The 18,528-nt window shown below is 71.1% G+C and carries 12 protein-coding genes and 1 pseudogene; 9 read left to right on the forward strand and 4 right to left on the reverse strand.

The genetic code is table 11. The annotated features are described in order from the left end of the window. Nucleotides 1-840 (forward strand): annotated as a pseudogene (locus AB0B90_RS21195) (phospholipid carrier-dependent glycosyltransferase); the annotation flags it as partial. Here AB0B90_RS21195 and AB0B90_RS21200 read toward each other — a convergent pair. Beyond that, nucleotides 788-2,524 carry a hypothetical protein gene (locus AB0B90_RS21200; RefSeq protein WP_362924216.1) on the reverse strand — a complete coding sequence of 579 codons (1,737 nt, stop codon included), beginning with the start codon at nt 2,522-2,524 and terminating at the stop codon, nt 788-790. The pseudogene AB0B90_RS21195 and the gene AB0B90_RS21200 sit on opposite strands and share 53 nt — an antisense overlap. 194 nt (nt 2,525-2,718) lie before the next feature. Between AB0B90_RS21200 and AB0B90_RS21205 the strand changes: the two genes are divergently transcribed. From AB0B90_RS21205 to AB0B90_RS21215, 3 genes are all read left to right on the forward strand, one after another. Continuing rightward, entirely contained in the window at nt 2,719-3,987 is a 1,269-nt protein-coding gene (locus tag AB0B90_RS21205) for a glycosyltransferase (protein WP_350950205.1), read from the forward strand. 318 nt (nt 3,988-4,305) lie between these two features. Further along, entirely contained in the window at nt 4,306-6,087 is a 1,782-nt protein-coding gene (metG, locus tag AB0B90_RS21210; RefSeq protein WP_350950206.1) for a methionine--tRNA ligase, read from the forward strand. Between the two features lie 78 nt (nt 6,088-6,165). Then, complete coding sequence (locus AB0B90_RS21215) at nt 6,166-7,026, forward strand: TatD family hydrolase (protein ID WP_362924218.1); 861 nt, start codon at nt 6,166-6,168, stop codon at nt 7,024-7,026. A 237-nt stretch (nt 7,027-7,263) separates the two neighbouring features. On the opposite strand, the gene AB0B90_RS21220 is transcribed toward AB0B90_RS21215, so the two are convergent. Together AB0B90_RS21220 and AB0B90_RS21225 are read right to left on the reverse strand one after the other, a co-directional pair. Then, nucleotides 7,264-8,760: an FG-GAP-like repeat-containing protein gene (locus AB0B90_RS21220; protein ID WP_362924220.1), complete on the reverse strand. Its 1,497-nt coding sequence runs from the start codon at nt 8,758-8,760 to the stop codon at nt 7,264-7,266. Continuing rightward, nucleotides 8,757-10,742: a protein kinase gene (locus AB0B90_RS21225; protein ID WP_362924222.1), complete on the reverse strand. Its 1,986-nt coding sequence runs from the start codon at nt 10,740-10,742 to the stop codon at nt 8,757-8,759. Before AB0B90_RS21225 ends, AB0B90_RS21220 begins: the two co-directional genes overlap by 4 nt. Nucleotides 10,743-10,967: 225 nt before the next feature. Here AB0B90_RS21225 and rsmA point away from each other — a divergent pair, with 225 nt between their 5' ends. From rsmA to AB0B90_RS21240, 3 genes are all read left to right on the forward strand, one after another. After that, nucleotides 10,968-11,852 (forward strand): 16S rRNA (adenine(1518)-N(6)/adenine(1519)-N(6))-dimethyltransferase RsmA, encoded by an 885-nt coding sequence (rsmA, locus tag AB0B90_RS21230; protein WP_362924224.1) that lies wholly within the window; start codon nt 10,968-10,970, stop codon nt 11,850-11,852. Nucleotides 11,853-11,942: 90 nt separating this feature from the next. Then, a complete protein-coding gene (locus AB0B90_RS21235) occupies nt 11,943-12,845 on the forward strand; it encodes a 4-(cytidine 5'-diphospho)-2-C-methyl-D-erythritol kinase (protein WP_350950211.1) in 903 nt (300 codons plus the stop codon). Between the two features lie 230 nt (nt 12,846-13,075). Beyond that, a complete protein-coding gene (locus AB0B90_RS21240; RefSeq protein ID WP_350950212.1) occupies nt 13,076-14,887 on the forward strand; it encodes an ABC-F family ATP-binding cassette domain-containing protein in 1,812 nt (603 codons plus the stop codon). Nucleotides 14,888-15,137: 250 nt separating this feature from the next. Here the strand turns inward: AB0B90_RS21240 and AB0B90_RS21245 are convergent, their stop codons facing one another. Further along, nucleotides 15,138-15,626: a MarR family transcriptional regulator gene (locus AB0B90_RS21245; protein WP_362899192.1), complete on the reverse strand. Its 489-nt coding sequence runs from the start codon at nt 15,624-15,626 to the stop codon at nt 15,138-15,140. Nucleotides 15,627-15,973: 347 nt separating this feature from the next. On the opposite strand from AB0B90_RS21245, the gene AB0B90_RS21250 reads away from it, so the two are divergent. Beyond that, the gene (locus tag AB0B90_RS21250) at nt 15,974-16,738 is read left to right on the forward strand and encodes a trans-aconitate 2-methyltransferase (RefSeq protein ID WP_362924227.1); all 765 of its coding nucleotides are present in this window, start codon (nt 15,974-15,976) and stop codon (nt 16,736-16,738) included. A gap of 132 nt (nt 16,739-16,870) precedes the next feature. After that, a complete protein-coding gene (locus AB0B90_RS21255; protein WP_362924229.1) occupies nt 16,871-18,349 on the forward strand; it encodes a CYTH and CHAD domain-containing protein in 1,479 nt (492 codons plus the stop codon). Nucleotides 18,350-18,528: the final 179 nt, after the last annotated feature.

Genomic DNA, 18,528 nt, shown 5'->3' on the forward strand with positions numbered 1-18,528 from the left:
TCGGGCGTCTTCTTCCTCATCGCCTTCGCGGTCATGTCACTGCTGTGGGACGCCGGAGCCCGCCGAGCCATCGGCCTGCGCAGACCGTACGCCGGAGCGCTGAACCGGGACCTGACCGGCGTCGTGCTGGTGATGGGCCTGCTGCCCGCGGTCACCTACGTCGTCTCGTGGGCGGGCTGGTTCGCCTCCCCGCTGGGCTGGGGCCGCAACTGGGGCCAGGCGACCTCGCACGGGCCGGCCTTCTTCGTCTTCGACTCGCTGCGCTCCTGGCTGAGCTACCACTTCCAGGTGCTCGGCTTCCACACCGGCCTGGCGACCCCGCACAACTACGAATCCGACCCCTGGACCTGGCCGCTGCTGCTACGCCCCGTGGCGTTCCACTATCCGCCGGACAAGACCGGATGCGGCGCCGACAGCTGCGCCGAGGCGGTGCTCGGGGTGGGCACCCCGGTCATCTGGTACGGGGGCCTGGTCGCTCTCATCGCGATGATCGCCTGGTACGTCGCCACCCGCGACTGGCGGGCCGGAGCCGTGCTCGTCGGCTACGCCGCCGGCTGGCTCCCCTGGTTCTACTGGGCGATCGCCGACGGCCGGACCATGTATCTCTTCTACATGATCCCGATGGTCCCCTTCATGATCCTCGCGCTCACCCTGGCCGCCGGGCTGATCATCGGAAAGGCGGACGCCGCGCCCAACCGCAGGGCGGTGGGGGCCGCGGTCGTCGGGGCCTTCACGCTCCTCGCGCTGATCAACTTCGGATGGCTCTACCCGGTGCTCAGCGCCGAGCTCATTTCGCACTCCGAGTGGTGGGCACGGATGCTGTTCCGGAGCTGGGTGTGACGGGATCAGGTGTGACGGGACCGGGCAACGCGGCGGGATCGGGGATGATCGTGACCGGGCCGCCCGTACCGAGACCGCTCTCGGCCGGCTCGCCTGTGACACCGTTCGCGACACCGTCTGCGACACCGTTCGCGACACCGTCTGCGACACCGCCTGTGACACCGCCGCCCGTGGTGGCATCGCCCAGGGCATCCGATGCGGCGCCGGATGTGACGCCGGATGTGACGCCGTCGGATGTGACGCCGTCGGGGGTGACGCTGCCGGGGGCGACGGCGGCGGGCGCGGCGGTGACGGGTCCCGAGAACCCGTGGCGCAGCGAGATCGCCGCCGCCATGCACGCCAGCGGAACCGCGGGCAGCAGGTAGCGATAGTCGAACTCGGCCGTCGCCGCCGGTGCCAGGATGAGGCCGAGCGAGGCGAGCCACGGCAACAGCACCGGCCCGCCCAGCTTCCGCCAGCGCACCGCCACCCCGACCAGTCCGACCAGGAGCAGCCCGCCGAGCACGATGCCCGGCAGCCGGACGACCCGCTGGTACGCCTGCAGGAAACCGGCCCACGGATCGGTGACATCGGTGCCGATCACGCGCAGCTTGCCCTGGATCTGCGCCGTCCGCAGGCCCGGATCGTACTTCTGCGCGTCGGTGTCGGTGCTGCCCCGGTACGACGACCAGGCGGGAAGGATCTTGTTCTCCGGCAGGAACTCGTACTGCCGGTAGGTGTTGAAGTCGGGGAAACGCGGCCGGCCCCAGTGGAAGGCGCGGAAGAAGTCACCGGCCACCAGGCTGAGATAGTCGAGCGGCTGGGACAGGATGGCCCGCTGGGCGAACGCGCCCGCGGTCTTGTTCGTCTCTGGGGTGAACGTGCTGCCCACCCCGAAGGCGTGGAAGCGCTGACCGTTCTGCGCCCACCAGAGGTATTTCTGGCCGGAGAAGCCGCGCTGGCCCGGCGGCGTGCTGATGCACAGCAGCGCCAGCTCCAGCTCCTCGCGAGGATCGACCTTCATTTTCCGGCAGTCGGCGAACAGCGCCGTCCGCATGTAGAGGATCGCGCCGTCGCTGTTGGTCATCGCGAAGTTGCCGTGCGCGGACGCGAACCAGGCCATGTATCCGGTCACGGGGAGCGCGCACGCGACCACCATGGCCGCGATCGTCTTCCAGGCCGTGCGCTTCACCATCAGGTAGATCACGACCAGCACGAGGATCGGCAGGCCGATCGACCGGGTGAGCGCGGTGAGGGCGAGCAGCAGCCCGACCACCGCACCGAGCCGCCAGGACATCCGCCGGTGCCAGAGCACCAGCGTGATCACACCCACGACGAGCAGCATGAACATCGCGTCGGACATGATCAGGTGTTCGAGCTGGATCTGGTACGCGTCGAACAGCACCGGCACCGCGGCGAGCGTCGCACCCCAGCCGGGCAGCCCGAACCTCACCCGCAGCAGGGAGTAGATCAGCACCGCGACGCCCAGGCCCATCAGGTGCTGGACGAAGGCCACCAGCGCGAAACTCTGCAGCGGCCGCATCAACAGGAGCAGAAAGGAGTAACCGTTCGGCCTCAGGGCACTGGGACGGTCGGGGTTCACCGCCCCGGAGACATACTCGTAGGAGTCGTTGAACCACTGGGCGGGGCCGTACCCGAGCATGGTGACCACACGCAGCACGAACGCCAGCGCCAGGGCGGCCACGAAGACACGATGCCGACAGAGAAACGCCCATAGGCGAGCGACCCGGTCGGGCGGAGGCACGTCCGGGCTAGGGCGGTCGGCGACGGTCACCATGCACTACAGGATGCCAGTCGTTTCAGGGAGTTGACCCGGGCAGGGGACTGCAGAGGGCATCATGGTGAGATTGGCCTGTGCCGTGAGTGAAGGGTTGAGACGTGGAACTGACCGTGGTCATGCCTTGCTTGAACGAGGCGGAGACCGTGGAGACCTGCGTACGCAAGGCGCTCGCCTGCATGCGGGAGCACGGAATCGACGGGGAAGTCCTGATCGCCGACAACGGCAGCACGGACGGCTCACAGCAACTCGCCAGGGAGGCCGGGGCCCGCGTCGTGCACGTCGACGCGAAGGGGTACGGCAACGCGCTGATGGGGGGGATCCGCGCGGCGCGCGGTCGCTACGTCATCATGGGCGACGCCGACGACTCCTACGACTTCACCGCCCTGCTGCCGTTCGTCGAGCAGCTCCGTGACGGTGCCGACCTGGTGATGGGCAACCGCTTCAAGGGCGGTATCGCGCCGGGCGCCATGCCCCCGCTGCACCGCTACCTGGGCAACCCGGTGCTCTCCTTCATCGGCCGGCTGTTCTTCCCCAGCGCGATCGGCGACTTCCACTGCGGCCTGCGCGGCTTCCGGCGCGACTCCATCCTCAAGCTCGGCCTGCAGACCGGCGGCATGGAGTTCGCCAGCGAGATGGTGGTCCGCTCGACGCTGTCCGGGCTGGACGTGCGCGAGGTGCCCACCACGCTGTCGCCCGACGGCCGCTCCCGCCCGCCGCACCTGCGCTCTTGGCGCGACGGCTGGCGCCACCTGCGCTTCCTGCTGCTCTACAGCCCGCGCTGGCTGTTCTTCATCCCCGGCCTGGTCATGATGACGATCGGCCTGGTCGCGGGCGCCGCCCTCACCTTCGGCCCCGTCTACATCGGCAAGCTCGCCTTCGACGTCGACACCCTGGTCGGCGCCTCGGCCATGGTGGTGATCGGCTTCCAGGCGTCCCTGTTCGCCCTGTTCACCAAGGTGTACGCGGCGGAGGAGGGCTTCCTTCCCGAAGACAGGAGGGTGCGCAAGCTCGTCGACATCGTGAGCCTGGAGAAGGGCCTGATCGTCGGCGGCCTGCTCGCCCTGGGGGGTCTGGGCGGCCTGGTCGCCTCACTGGTCCACTGGCAGACGCGCAGCTTCGGCCCGCTGATCCCCTCGGAGTCGCTGCGCATCGTCGTGCCCTCGGCCACCGCGCTGATCGTGAGCTTCCAGACGATCTTCGCGTCGCTGTTCATCAGCATCCTGGGCATCCGCCGTACGAGGGAGACGCCCATCGACGTGGCCGCCTCCGCCGCCGAGGAGGCCGCCGAGGCCGTCAGCCGCGCGGCCGCGGGCGAACCGACCACCCCGGCCGAGGGTGCCACCCCGGTGTCGCCGCGGCTGCCCTGAGCCGAACCGGCCGACACCTCCGGTGAGGGTCGGCCGCGCCGGTGCCGCCGTGGCCGTCCCGGACGCCACGGCGCCCCGGGAGAACGGCCGTCCCGGACGTCATGGCGGTTCGGGGGGAGCGGCTGCCTTGAACGTCACGGCGGTTCGGGAGAACGGCCGTCCCGGACGTCATGGCGGTTCGGGGGGAGCGGCTGTCTCGAACGTCACGGCGGTTCGGGAGGGCGCGGGCTCCGCGGTGGCGGCGACTTCGGGAAAGCGGAGGCCTCCAAGAGGCATGACGGCACCAAGGACCGCGGCCGCGTCCCTTAGGCTTGCACCATGTCCCAGCACATCCTGACCGCGGTCGCCTGGCCCTATGCCAACGGCCCCCGCCACATCGGGCACGTCTCCGGATTCGGCGTGCCGTCCGACGTCTTCAGCCGCTACCAGCGGATGGCGGGCAACAAGGTCCTCATGGTGAGCGGGACCGACGAGCACGGCACCCCGATCCAGGTTCAGGCCGACAAGGAGGGCCTCACCGCCCGCGAGCTCGCCGACCGCTACAACAGGGTGATCGTCGAGGACCTCCAGGCCCTGGGGCTCTCCTACGACCTGTTCACCCGGACCACCACGGAAAACCACTACGCGGTCACCCAGCAGATCTTCAAGGGACTCCACGACAACGGCTATATCTTCCCCCAGACCACGATGGGCGCCATCTCGCCCTCCACCGGGCGCACCCTGCCCGACCGCTACATCGAGGGCACCTGCCCGATCTGCGGTTACGAGAGCGCCCGTGGCGACCAGTGCGACAACTGCGGCAACCAGCTCGACCCGATCCAGCTGATCAACCCGGTGAGCAAGGTCAACGGCGAGACGCCGGACTTCGTGGAGACCGAGCACTTCATGCTCGACCTTCCCGCGTTCGCCGAGGTCCTGGCGTCGTGGCTGCGCTCCAAGGAGGGCGACTGGCGGCCCAACGTGCTGAAGTTCGCCCTCAACATGCTCGGCGACATGCAGCCCCGCGCGATCAGCCGCGACCTCGACTGGGGCGTGCCGATCCCGCTGGAGGGGTGGAGCGACCAGACCAACAAGCGGCTCTACGTCTGGTTCGACGCGGTGATCGGCTATCTCAGCGCGTCCATCGAGTGGGCCCGCCGCTCCGGCGACCCCGACGCCTGGCGCCGGTGGTGGCAGGACCCCGAGGCCCTGAGTTACTACTTCATGGGCAAGGACAACATCGTCTTCCACGCGGAGATCTGGCCGGCGATGCTGCTCGGCTACAACGGCCGGGGTGCCCGCGACGGCGAGCCGGGTGCGCTCGGCGCGCTGAACCTTCCCTCCGAGGTCGTCTCCAGCGAGTTCCTCACGATGGAGGGGCGCAAGTTCTCCTCCTCCCGTCAGGTGGTCATCTACGTTCGTGACTTCCTGGAGCGCTACGACGCCGACGCGCTGCGCTACTACATCGCCGTGGCGGGCCCGGAGAACCAGGACACCGACTTCACCTGGTCGGAGTTCCTCAACCGCAACAACGGCGAGCTGGTGGCGGCCTGGGGCAACCTGGTGAACCGCTCGATCTCGATGGCCGCCAAGAACTTCGGGGTCATCCCCGAGGCGGGCGACCTCACCGACGCCGACCGCGCGATGCTGGAGCGCAGCCGCGAGGCCTTCCCGAAGGTCGCCGTCGAGTTCCAGCACTGCCGCTTCAAGAACGCGACGAACGAGGCGTTCGAGGTCATCCGCGAGGCCAACCGATACCTGGCCGAGCAGGAGCCCTGGAAGATCAAGGACAACCCCGAGCGGGTGAAGACCATCCTGCACGTCGCCCTGCAGGTCGTGGACGACGCCAAGACGCTGCTCACCCCGGTCCTGCCCAACTCCTCCAACAAGATCTACGCGATGCTCGGCGGCACCGGGGTCTGGTCGGGAATGCCGGAGATCCACGAGGTCACCGACGACGACGGCCGGACCTACCCGATCATCACCGGCTCCTACGAGGGCGCCGCGCGCTGGGAGTCGTCCCCGATCCGGGTGGGCTCCCCGCTCGCCCCGCCGACCCCGCTCTTCGTCAAGCTCGACCCGAAGATCGTCGAAGAGGAGCTGGCCCGCCTGGGCGAGTAGGGCGGGTCTCGTGGACGAGGGCCGTAGGGGCCGCTCGGTGGGCGCGGGCCGTGCCCGCTTCTCGGTAGGTTGGACGCCGTGAGCACGCCGAGCCTTCCCGCCGCGCCCAAGCCCCTGCCAGCAGAGGTGTTCGACAGCCACTGCCACCTGGACATCATGGTGGGCAACCGCCAGGCGTCCTCCGGTGACCCGGTGGCCCAGGCCGCGCAGGCGGCTCGGGCGAGCGTCGAGGGCATCCTCGACGAGGCCCGCGCCGTCGGCGTGACGCGGCTCGTCACCATCGGCTACGACCTGCCGTCCTCGCGCTGGAACGCCGAGACGGCCGCCCTCCACGCGGACGTCTACGCCGGGGTGGCCATCCACCCCAACGAGGCGCACGCCTCGACGCCGGAGACCCTCGCCGAGATCGAGCGGCTGGCCCGCCTGCCGCACGTCAGGGCGGTGGGGGAGACCGGGCTCGACTACTACCGAGACTGGGCGTCAAAGGACGACCAGCACGCCAGCTTCCGCGCGCACATCGAGATCGCCAAGCGGACCGGCAAGGCCCTGGTGATCCACGATCGCGAGGCCCACGACGACGTGCTGCGGGTGCTGGCCGAGGAGGGCGCTCCCGAGGTCGTGGTGTTCCACAGCTTCTCCGGTGACGCCGGGATGGCGAAGCAGTGCGTCGATGCCGGATATTTCATGTCTTTTTCCGGTCCGGTGACCTACAAGAACGCGGCCTACCTCCGTGAGGCCGCGCGGGTCGCACCGCGAGAGCTGATCCTCGTCGAGACCGACGCGCCCTATCTGCCGCCCACCCCTCACCGGGGCAAACCCAACGCTCCCTACCTCATACCGCTCACGCTGCGCTGCCTCGCCGAGGTGAAGGGGGCCGACCTCGCCGAGCTGGCGACCGCCGTCAGCGTCAACGGGGAGACCGTCTTCGGCTCCTGGTGACCAAGGTTCGAACCCCGCCGACAGCGGGTCCGGAACCTGCCCTTTCCCGGCCCGGGGCGGGCCCGTAACCCTTGTGCTCTTCCTCGCGGGTCCGGAACCCGTCCGTTCCCAGCCGAGGGCGGGTCCGGAACCCGTCCGCACCGGGTCCTCACGGGCCCCGAGCCCGTTCCTCCCGGCCGCCGGAGCCGGGCCCGAGCCCGCCTGCTTCCGGCCCACGGGGTGTCCGAGCCGGGAGTCTCAGCCCACGGAGGCGCCGAAGTCGACGGAGGCGGCACCTTCGAGGGCGGGAATCCCGCCGGTGCCCGGCGAGAGCGGGACTCCCTCGGTGTCGTTGCGGCCCAACAGGACGACCGCTCCCGCGCCTCCCCTGTCGGGCGCCCCCGCGACCAGCCTGTTTCCGCTGAACCCGACCGACCAGCCGAAGTGGTCACCCGCCCCGTTCTGGGTGATCAGCCTGCCCGGCCCCTGTTCGCCCATCGTGATCAGACGCACGCCCCCCTGGCCGTCGGCGTCGAAGGGTACGCCGACCGCGAGCCTGACCTCCCCTCCGCCTCCCTCGCCGGTGAACGCGAGCGAGAATCCGTAGCCCTCGCCCGGAGCCCCTTCCGAACCCTGGTGAAGGGTGGCGAGAGGGGTGATCGCCTCGGTGCCCGATGACTGGAACAGCTGGACGAGGCCGGAGTTCTTCACCGCCCCGCCGTCGCCGAGCGGTGCGCTCACCGCGAGGTAGCCGACGTCGTCCCGCTCGGCGTAGGCCATCGCGTAGCCGAACCGGTCGCCCGTCTCGGAACTGGCCACCTCACGAAGGTCCCACTTCCTGCTCCCGTACTCGTCCTTGGGCTCCCGCACGTCGTAGATCACCGTGATCGACCCCGAGTCGCGTTTGCCCGCGTCGACCTGGCGGCCCGCCCCGTCGTCGTTCTCGTACGGCACCCCGACCGCGAGATCCGGCTCGTCCGCGGCGCCACCGAGCCTGCCGATCGCGAGTGACCAGCCGAACATGTCGCCGACCTCGCCGTTGCCCGTCACGCCCTCGGTCTCCTGGGAGATCCGCCGGCCCGTGCCGAGCGTCGCGGTGTCGAAGAGGTAGACCGCGCCGGAGTCGGCCGTACCGTCGGCGTCCTCGTGCGGGGCCCCGACCGCCACCATCGTCCCGCCGGAGGTGAGCGACCAGCCGAAGTGGGCGTCGGCCTCCGGCTTGGGAGCGACCAGGCGGACTGTCCTGCCCCCTGGGCCGCCGTACACCACGTAGACCGCGCCCGCGTCCTCGACGCCCGCCACGTCCGCGTACGGGGCGCCGACGAGCAGGTCCGCGCAGCCGTCACCGTCGATCTTGGCCAGCCGCACCGACCACCCGAAGCCGTCTCCCGCCTTCGTCTCGGGGACGGTCACGACCTTCCCGCTCTCTCCCCGGCCGAAGAGCACGTGGGCGGCCCCCGCCCCGGCCAGCCCGCCGGGGTTGGCGAACGGATCGCCGACCGCCACGTCCTCCAGGCCGTCGCCGTCGAAGTCGCTCACGCCCGCCCCGGCGCAGTCGGCGGGCGAGGCGGCGGCGGATCCGGTCGCGAGGATCCCGCCGGGCGCGGTGAGCGCCTCGGCGGCCCCGGTGGAGGCGGCCCCGGTGGAGGCGGCCCCGGTGGAGGCGGCCCCGGTGGAGGCGAGCCCGGTGGAGGCGAGCCCGGTGGAGGCGAGCGCGATCGCGGCCGTCGCCGCGAAGGGGAGCAGCAGTCTCACGACAACCTCACCTCGATGTTCCTGCCTCCCTTGATCACCACACCGGTCAGCTTCGCGGGCTTGCGGGCCGGTGGCAGGTCGAAGACGAGGACGCCGTCCACTTTCGCTCCGGGGGCCAGGGCGGCGGGCACGGCCGTCGACGTCTCCTCGGAGGTGTGCGTCGCGCCGCGATCGTCGACCAGCGTGACCGGGGTGCCGTCGAGCTGGACAGACTCCCCACCGGCGTTGATCAGTGTGAACGGGATCGTGCAGAACCGGCCGCGCGCCGGGGTGGTGCCCCGGTACGAGGTGAGCCCGCAGGTCGGGGTCCGCGGGATGATCAGCCGCGGGTCCTCGATGAGGGAGCCGGTGGTGATCATGCGGCCCACGTCGGTGTCGCCGGTGCCTGCGAGGTCACCGGTGTCGCCGGTCTCGCCGGTGGCGCCCGGCGACGCCTGCCCCGCGCCGTTGGTCGCGTTTCCCCCACCGGTGTTCAGCAGGACGACGACCGTGACGGCGAGCGCCGCGAGCACGGCCAGTCCGGCGAACAACCAGCGCCGCCGGGGGGCCGACCGCCCGGTGTCCGGCTCGCCCGATTCCGGTGGGGGCTGGAAGCCGGTGGAGGGCGACGGCGGCGACGAGGGCAGGGCGACGGCGGGTGCCTGTCCCGGCGTCCGGTCCGGTGCGGCGCCCGGTTCAGGCCCGGACGGCCGGGCCTGAAGCGGGCCGGTGAACGAGGGCGACGGTGATGTCGTGGACTCGGTCCGCATGGGGTACGGGAGCGGATTCGACTCCGGTGCCGTCCGGGAGTCCGGTGACGCGGTCGCCGCCGTGCGGGGCGCCGGTGTCGTCCGGGACCCGGGGGCCGGCGGTGTCGTGAACGGACCGGACGCCGAGGCTCCTGGTGCCTCCGGGGGCGCCGAGGGAAAAGCCGCGCCGGGGGCGGACGGGGTCGATCCCGGGAACGGGTCCGCGGGACGCCGGGCGGGAATCGGGCCGGGGATGGGAGTCGGTGCCGTCGCCGGGTCGGCGAACCCCGTCCCCAGGTTCAGCGCGCTGAGGGTCTGGGTGGAGTCGGGTTCCACGTTGGAAGGCGGCTCCCACGACTCGTTCAGCAGGTCGGTCGCGATCAGCGTGGGCGGGTCGGCCCGCACGGGCGCGGGAGCGGACGGTGCCGCGATCCCGCCGCCGACCAGGGCGATCAGCAGGTCCTGGGCGCTGGGCCGCTGGTAGGGGTCCATCTCGGTCGCGCGGCGGACCAGGTCGTTCAGCGGGGCGGGAAGCGCGCCCAGGTCGGGTGGGGTGGTGAGCAGCCGGGTCGCCATGGTCATCATGTCGCCCCGCCCGTAGGGGTGGCGGCCGTTGCCCGCGTACGCGACCATGCAGCCCCAGGCGAAGACGTCGGCGGCCGGGGTGATCTCCAGGCCGCGCACCTGCTCGGGGGCCCACCAGCCGGGGCTGCCGAGCACCTCGCCCGAGCGGGTGAAGCTGTGCGTGGAGTCGAGGGCTCTGGCGATGCCGAAGTCGATCACGCGGGGTCCCGACATGGACAGGATCACGTTGGCGGGCTTGAGGTCCCGGTGTACCAGACCGGCGACGTGGATCGCGGCCAGAGCGGCCGCCACCCCCAGGGCCACGCCGTGCAGGGTTCCCTGTTCCAGGGCGCCGTGCTCGATGATCTGGCGGGACAGCGGCGTGCCCGCGATGTACTCGGTGACCATGTAGGGGCGGCCGTCGTCGTCGTTGCCGTTGTCCAGCACCTGCGCGGTGCAGAACGAGGCCACCCTGCGGGCGTTCTCGACCTCCGTGTGAAACCTCGCCGCGAAGCCGTCCTCGATCGCGAACTCCGCCTTCACCACCTTGAGCGCGACCGGCCGTCCCGTCGGTGCCAGCGCCAGATACACGGTTCCCATCCCGCCCTCGCCGAGACGTCCGAGCAGGCGGTAACTCCCGATCCGCTCGGGGTCGGCGGGGCGCAGCCCTTCGACACCGGGCTGGTTCACGTCCTCTTCACCGGGAAGATTCCCTTTCTCACCGTCGGGCCCCCGTACGGCAACGTTATCCACAACGGAACCTCTCGCGCTTCATCGAACGTCCTCGCATCGCCTTCCGTGCGGGAAACTGGTCGGATGGCATGGGAGAACAACCTTGAGTAATCGCGGCGAACGGGCCAAAGACCTCAGCGGGCCGACAGGTGCCGGCCGTGAGCGGGCGTGCGGGGAACCAGCATGAGCCTTCTCGGTCCAGCGGAAATACGTATTTTGGCGAACAAGCTCAACATTCGTCCCACGAAGAAGCTCGGCCAGAACTTCGTGATCGACGGGGGTACGGTCCGCAAGATCGTGCGGGTGGCCGGGCTTGAGCCGGACGACGTCGTCATCGAGGTCGGTCCGGGGCTGGGATCGCTCACGCTCGCGCTGCTTCCCGAGGTCCGTCGCGTGATCGCTGTGGAGATCGACCCCGTCCTCGCGGCCCAGCTGCCGCTCACCGTCGCCGAGCACGTCCCCGAGCTCGCCGACCGCCTCACCGTGGTGCTCGCCGACGCCATGCGCGTCCTGCCCGCGGACCTGCCCGAGGAGAGGCCGACCGCGCTGGTGGCGAACCTCCCCTACAACGTGTCCGTGCCGGTGGTGCTGCACCTGCTGGAGACGCAGCCGTCGCTGGGCAAGGTCCTGATCATGGTGCAGGCCGAGGTCGCCGACCGGCTCGCCGCCGCCCCCGGTTCCAAGGTGTACGGCATCCCCTCGGTCAAGGCCGCCTGGTACGCCGACGTCCGCCGGGCGGGCCCCGTCGGCCGCACGGTCTTCTGGCCGGTCCCCAACGTCGACTCCGGCCTGGTCGCGATGGTCCGGCGGGAGCCGCCCACGACCGTGGCGACCCGCGAGGAGGTCTTCGCGGTGGTGGACGCCGCCTTCGCCCAGCGTCGCAAGACCCTCCGCGCAGCCCTCGCCTCCTGGGCGGGTACGGCCTCCGCCGCCGAGCGGGCGCTGCGGGCCGCGGGGATCGACCCCTCCGAGCGCGGCGAGCAGCTCACCGTCGAGGACTTCGCGCGGATCGCCGAGCATCGTACGAAGGAAAGCGGACAGGAAGGCGGGGTGGAGAGCGGTGCGTGACGTGATTCGCCGGTCCGTTCGTGTGCACCGCGCAGGGAGCCCGTTACCATCTGACGTCGTGACCAGTGAGCGAGCTCTTGAGGGGGGCACATGGACTCCGTGACCGTCCGCGTGCCCGCGAAGGTCAACCTGCAGCTCGCCGTGGGGCCGCTGCGGGATGACGGCTACCACGACCTCGTCAACGTCTTCCACGCCGTCTCGATCTTCGACGAGGTCACGGCCACCGCGAAGGTGGGGATGAGCGTCCGGGTGGAGGGCGAGTCCGCCGACCAGGTGCCCGAGGACGGCGAGAACCTCGCGATCAAGGCCGCCCTCGCGCTGGCCGGGCACGCGGGCCGCTCGTACGGTGTGAACCTGCTCATCCGCAAGTCGATCCCGGTGGCGGGCGGCATGGCGGGCGGCAGCGCCGACGCCGCGGCGGCCCTGGTCGCCTGCAACGAGCTGTGGGGCCTCGGCCTGCCGCTCGAGGATCTGATGGAGATCGCCGCCGACATCGGCAGCGACGTCCCGTTCGCGCTGCTCGGCGGTACGGCCGTCGGCACCGGCAGGGGCGAGCGGCTCACCCCGCTGAAGGTCGAGGGTGACTTCCACTGGGTGTTCGCGCTCGCCGACGGCGGCCTGTCCACGGCCACGGTCTACGCCGAGTGTGACCGCCTCCGCGAGGCGACCGGCGAGCGGGTCGCCTGGCCCCGGGCCGCCGAGCCGCTGCTGGCCGCGCTCCGTGAGGGGGACGCGGAGACCCTCGGCGCCGAGCTCCGCAACGACCTGCAGCCCGCCGCCGTGATGCTGCGCGGATCCCTGGCCCGCACCCTGGAGGCCGGCCGCGAGCACGGCGCCCTCGGCTCGCTGGTCTCCGGTTCGGGGCCCACCTGCGCCTTCCTGGCCCGTTCCGAGTCCCACGCGGGTGAGCTGGCGGCCTCCCTGAAGGACACCGGGGTGGCGCGCGACGTCATCACCGCCCACGGCCCCGTCCCGGGCCCCGTGATCGTGTAACCGCCTCCGGTCACCGAGGCGGCGTGACCGTCGAGGAAGGCGGCGCGACAGCCGAGGACAGCCGAGGACAGCCGAGGACAGGGTCCGCCTCTCGGCGACGGTCGCGCGGGCGGAAGCCGTCTGACGCCGACGACGCCGCCGTCACCGTGGCCTACGCGACGGCCGTGCGGGCGGGAGCCGTTTTCCCCGCGGGGGTCGCGCCGGCTGGGAGCGGATACGCTTGTCTGGCGATGAATCTGGTCAATCTTGAGTCGGTCTCCCACTCCTACGGTCCCAAGCCCCTGCTCAGCGACGTCTCCCTCGGCATCGAGGCGGGCGACCGCATCGGCGTGGTCGGCCGCAACGGCGGCGGCAAGACCACCCTCATCTCGGTGATAGCCGGCGATCTCAAGCCGAACAGCGGACGGGTCACCCACAACCGAGGGCTCCAGGTGGGGTCGCTGTCGCAGGGCGACGACCTCGACCCGGCGCGCTCGGTGAGCGAGATCGTCCTCGGCGGCAGGTCCGAGCACGAGTGGGCGGGTGACGCGGGCATCCGCGAGATCCTCGCCAACCTGCTCGGCGACATCGACCTGACGGCGCCCGCGGGCAGCCTGTCGGGTGGTGAGCGGCGCCGTACGGCCCTGGCCAAGCTGCTCATCGACGAGCACGACCTGATCATCCTGGACGAGCCCACCAACCACCTCGACATCGAGGCGATCGACTGGCTCGCCAGGCACCTGGCGGGCCGCAGGACCGCGCTGGTGGTGGTGACCCACGACCGGTGGTTCCTGGACGCGGTCTCCACCAGGACGTGGGAGGTCGTGGACGGCGCGGTCGAGCGCTACGAGGGCGGTTACGCCGCGTACGTGCTGGCCAAGGCCGAGCGCGCCCGGATCGCCGCCTCCGCCGAGGCCCGCCGCCAGAACCTCATGCGCAAGGAGATCGCCTGGCTCCGCCGGGGCCCGCCCGCGCGCACCTCAAAGCCCAAGTTCCGCATCGACGCCGCCCAGGCGCTGATCGCCGACGAGCCTCCCGCCAGGGAGAGCGTCGAGCTGGTCAAGTTCGCCGCCGCCCGGCTGGGCCGTACGGTCTACGACCTTGAGGACGTCACCCTGCACGCCGGAGGCCCCGGCCAGGGCCCGATGGTCCTCGACCACACGACCTGGCAGTTCGGCCCCGGCGACCGGATCGGCCTGATCGGCGTGAACGGGTCGGGCAAGTCGTCGCTGCTCCGCCTGCTCGCCGGCACCGTGCACCCCGACTCGGGCAGGCTCGTACGCGGCAAGACGGTCCGCCTGGCGCACCTGTCGCAGGAGCTGGGCGAGCTCGACCCCGCGCGCAGGGTGCTGGAGACCGTCGAGGAGGTCCGCAAGTTCATCCAGGTCGGCAAGAAGGAGTGGACCGCCTCCCAGCTGCTTGAGCGCCTCGGCTTCAAGGGCGACGCGCAGTGGAAGGTCGTCGGCGACCTGTCCGGTGGCGAGCGGCGCCGCCTGCAGCTGCTCCGCCTCCTCATGGACGACCCCAACGTGCTGCTGCTGGACGAGCCGACCAACGACCTCGACATCGAGACGCTCAACGAGCTTGAGGACCTGCTCGACGGCTGGCCGGGCACGCTGATCCTGGTCAGCCACGACCGCTACTTCCTGGAGCGGGTCACCGACAGGACCGTCGCCCTGCTCGGCGACCACAGGCTCTCGATGCTCCCCGGCGGCGTGGACGAATACCTGGCCCGCCGGGCCTCGGGGGCGGCCCTGTCCGCGCGGGCGGCCTCCGGCGCGGTGTCGGGTACGGCCTCGGCGACCTCGTCCACCGGCGCGAAGGAGACGGCTCCCGGCCTGTCGGCGAAGGACGAGCGCGACCTCCGCAAGGAACTCTCCAGGATGGAGCGCCAGCTCGACAAGCTGAGTGGCCGCGAGGCGAAGCTGCACGCGTCCATGGCCGACGCCGCCGCCGACTACGAGCGGCTCGCCTCGCTCGACGCGCAGCTGAAGGAGATCCTCGCGGAGAAGGAGTCGATCGAGGGCGAGTGGCTGGAGCTCGCCGACCGCCTGGGCGATTAGGCGCGGTCCTCGCCACAGGGCGGGGCGGTCGTGTGTCCGGCGGGGGCGATCGCCTGATCAGGCATGGTCGCCGCTCCGACGGGGTGGGGCGGTCGTGTCCTCGGCGGGGCCGGCCGCCCGGGTGATCGGGCGTGGTTCCGGATCCGATGAGACGGGGGCTCGGCTGTCCGGATGATCGGGCGTGGGTCTCCGGATCCGTCCAGGAATGCGGAAGGCCCAGGTTTGGATCTTCACCGGAGGGCATGAACTGTCAACGCACTCCGGTGTCGGTGGTGTCGAAGGGGATGAGTAGCGTGCGCAGCAGGTCCGCGAGGGCCTGCTGTTCGCGCTTTCCCAGGCTCGACAGGAGATCGCGCTCGCGGCGCAGCAGGTCGGCGAAGGCTCCGTCCACCCGCGTCCGCCCGGCGTCGGTCAGGGAGACCAGGACGCCGCGCCGGTCCTCGGGGTCGGGGCGCCGCTTGACCAGCCCGGCCGCGGCGAGGCGGTCGATCCGGTTGGTCATCGTCCCCGACGTCACCAGCGTCGCGCGGAGCAGGGCTCCCGGACTCATCTCGTACGGCTCCCCGGCCCGGCGCAGGGCGGTGAGCACGTCGAACTCCCAGGTCTCCAGGTCGTGCTCCGCGAAGGAGGCCCGGCGGGCGCGGTCGAGGTGGCGGGCGAGCCGGGAGACCCGGCTGAGCACCTGGAGCGGCTCCACGTCGAGGTCGGGGCGTTCCTGGCGCCAGGCGGCGACCAGCAGGTCGACCTCGTCCTTGTCGAGGTCCTGGCTGAGGCCCTTGCCGAGGTCCTTCTCGGAATTCTGATCGAGGTCCCGGCCGACGCCCTTGTCGGAATGCGGTGCGAGGTGCTGGTCGGAGTGCCGGTCGAGGCTTCGGCTGGAGCTCCGGCCGGAGTCCTGGCCGAGGTCCTCGCCATGATTCCGGGCGGGCTCCCGTTCGGGATCCTTGTCGGGATCCCCGGCGGCCGCGACGGTCTCGTCCTTCGCGGAGGAGGGACGCCCGGAGCCGTGCTCCGAGTGGTGCTGGGTCATGGCGCGATTCTATCTGTCTTGACATCGAGATATCTTGCCGGATATCACTTGTCTTGATGTCAAGAGATATGTGGGATCCCCGGATCTACGGCCGCTACGCCGACGAGCGCTCGCGACCGTTCTTCGATCTTGTTTCCAGGATAGCCGTGGAGCGCCCCGGTTACGTGGTCGACGCGGGCTGCGGCACCGGTGAGCTCACCGCCGAGCTCGCCAGGCGGTGGCCGGACGCCCGCGTCCACGGGTTCGACTCCTCGCCCGCCATGATCGAGAAGGCCCCCGCGGGCGGTTCGCTGAGCTTCTCTGTCGACGACGTCACGACGTGGCGTCCCGAGCGCCCGGTCGACGTGATCGTGTCCAACGCCGTCCTGCAGTGGGTGCCTGAGCACCGCGAGCTGCTGCCGCGCTGGGTGGAGGCCCTCGCCCCCGGCGGCCTGCTCGCCTTCCAGGTCCCCGGCAACTTCGACGCCCCCAGCCACACCCTGATCCGCGAGCTGTGCCGCACCACGTGGCGCGACCGGCTGGGCGACCTGGTCAGACCATCCCCGGTCGACGACCCGGCCGCCTACCTCGGCCTGCTCACCGGCCTCGGCTGCCGGGTGGACGCCTGGGAGACCACCTACCTGCACGTCCTGCCCGGTGACGACGCCGTGCTCACCTGGATCACCGGCACCGCCCTGCGTCCCATGCTCGACCGCCTGTATCCCGCCGAGGCCACCGCCTTCCTCGCCGACTGCGCCGCCGCCCTCCGCGAGGCATACCCGCCCGAGCCGTACGGCACGGTCTTCCCCTTCCGCCGGATCTTCGCGGTTGCTCAGAAGTGATCGTTGGAATGTAGCCCGGACAGCGGTGGTGTCCTGGTCACGGCGATGGGTCGGGGTTCCTGGACGGATGACAGGGCATCAATAAATACTGCGAAGAGACGGTAGATATCTGGGCAAATCTGGGGATGACCTGTGGGAATAGAGATCGAGGACAAGTTCGACGTGCCGGTGGACTACCGGCTGCCGGACCTTACCGGCCTGCCGGGTTCGACAGGGGTGGTGGGGCCGAAAAGCCACCAGCTGGTCGCCCTCTACTTCGACACGCCCGATCTGAGGCTCGCCGCGCGGGGGATCACCCTGCGCAGGCGCAGGGGCGGCACCGATCCCGGCTGGCACCTCAAACTTCCCAAGGCCAAGGGCGTCCGGCAGGAGATCACCCACCCGCTGACCCGGAGCGCCAAGATCGTCCCGGCCGAGCTGGCGGACCTCGTGCTCGCCTACACCCGGGGCGCCCCGCTCGCGCCCATCGCCGAGCTGGACACCCGCCGATCCGTCACCACCCTGGTCAACGGCGCCGGGGTGGGGCTGGTCGAGATCGCCGACGACCGGGTCAAGGGCACCGTGTTCGGTGACGAACCCCACGTCGAGCGCTGGCGCGAGGTGGAGGCGGAGCTGCTCCAGGGGGAGGAGAAGCTCCTGAAGAAGGTCGGCAAGCGGCTGGGCAAGGCGGGGGCCGTCCCCGCCGACTCGGCGAGCAAGCTCGCGCGCCTGCTCGGCGGCGCCGGAGCGGTCTCGGAGCATCCGCGCGCCGAGACCGCTCCCGGGTCGGCGGGCGAGGTCGTCCTCGACTACCTCACCTCCCAGGTCGGCGCGCTGCTCGCCCAGGACCCCCGGGTCAGGAAGGCGGAGGAGGACGCCGTACACCAGATGCGCGTCGCCGCCCGGCGGCTCCGCAGCGCGCTGAAGTCGTTCAAGACGGTCGTCGAGGGGACCGACGACCTCAGGAAGGAGCTCAAGTGGCTCGGCGCGGTCCTCGGTGAGGCACGTGACCTGGAGGTCATCCGTGAGCGGTTCGCGCGCCGGCTCGACAGCCTGGACGACGCGCTGATCGTGGGCCCGGTGCGGGCGAGGCTCAGCTCCGACCTGCTGGACGACGAGCACGAGGCCCTCGACCGGATCAGGGACATCATGGGCGGGGAGCGCTACTTCGCCCTGCTCGACGCCCTCGACGACCTGACAGGCACCCCGGTGCTCACCAAGGCCGCGAAGAAGCCCGCCGACACCCTGGAGGTCGTCGCCGCCAAGAGCTGGCGCCGGGTCACCAGGATCTACGACACCGCCCAGGCCGTCGAGGACGAGTCCGAGCGCGAGATCGCGATGCACGAGGTGCGCAAGGCGGCCAAACGGGCCCGCTACACCGCCGAGGTGATCGGCATGAGGAAGCTGGCCAAGCGGGCGGAGGACGTCCAGGAGGTGCTGGGCAACCACATGGACGGCGTCGTCGCGCAGGAGCGGCTCGCGGCCGAGGCCGGAAACGCCCGCCTGGTCGGGGAGGACACGTTCACCTACGGCGTGCTGACCGGCGTGGAGCGGGCCGCGGCCGCACGCGCGTGGGAGGAGTTCCCCCGGATCTGGGAGAAGACCAGGGTCGCCGTCGCGAAGATCCTCTGAAGGGACGGCCGGGCGGGGACGACCCCACCCTGCGTCTCGGCCACGGTGGGCTCCGGCGGCAGAGGTCTTTCGCAGAAGGGGGCCGACACCTCCGGCGGCACGAGGTCCTTTCGGAAGGACGGCCGACGCCTCCGGCCGAGGTCCTTCACGGAGGGACGGCCGGCGCCTCCGGCGTGCCG

The sequence above is a fragment of the Streptosporangium sp. NPDC049078 genome, assembly GCF_040648855.1.
Lineage (GTDB): Bacteria > Actinomycetota > Actinomycetes > Streptosporangiales > Streptosporangiaceae > Streptosporangium.

Coding starts and splice junctions, on each gene's coding strand:
- metG (WP_350950206.1), top strand. CDS start 4,306: ATGTCCCAGCACATCCTGACCGCGGTCGCCTGGCCCTATGCCAACGGC.
- rsmA (WP_362924224.1), top strand. CDS start 10,968: ATGAGCCTTCTCGGTCCAGCGGAAATACGTATTTTGGCGAACAAGCTC.
- AB0B90_RS21235 (WP_350950211.1), top strand. CDS start 11,943: ATGGACTCCGTGACCGTCCGCGTGCCCGCGAAGGTCAACCTGCAGCTC.
- AB0B90_RS21240 (WP_350950212.1), top strand. CDS start 13,076: ATGAATCTGGTCAATCTTGAGTCGGTCTCCCACTCCTACGGTCCCAAG.
- AB0B90_RS21250 (WP_362924227.1), top strand. CDS start 15,974: ATGTCAAGAGATATGTGGGATCCCCGGATCTACGGCCGCTACGCCGAC.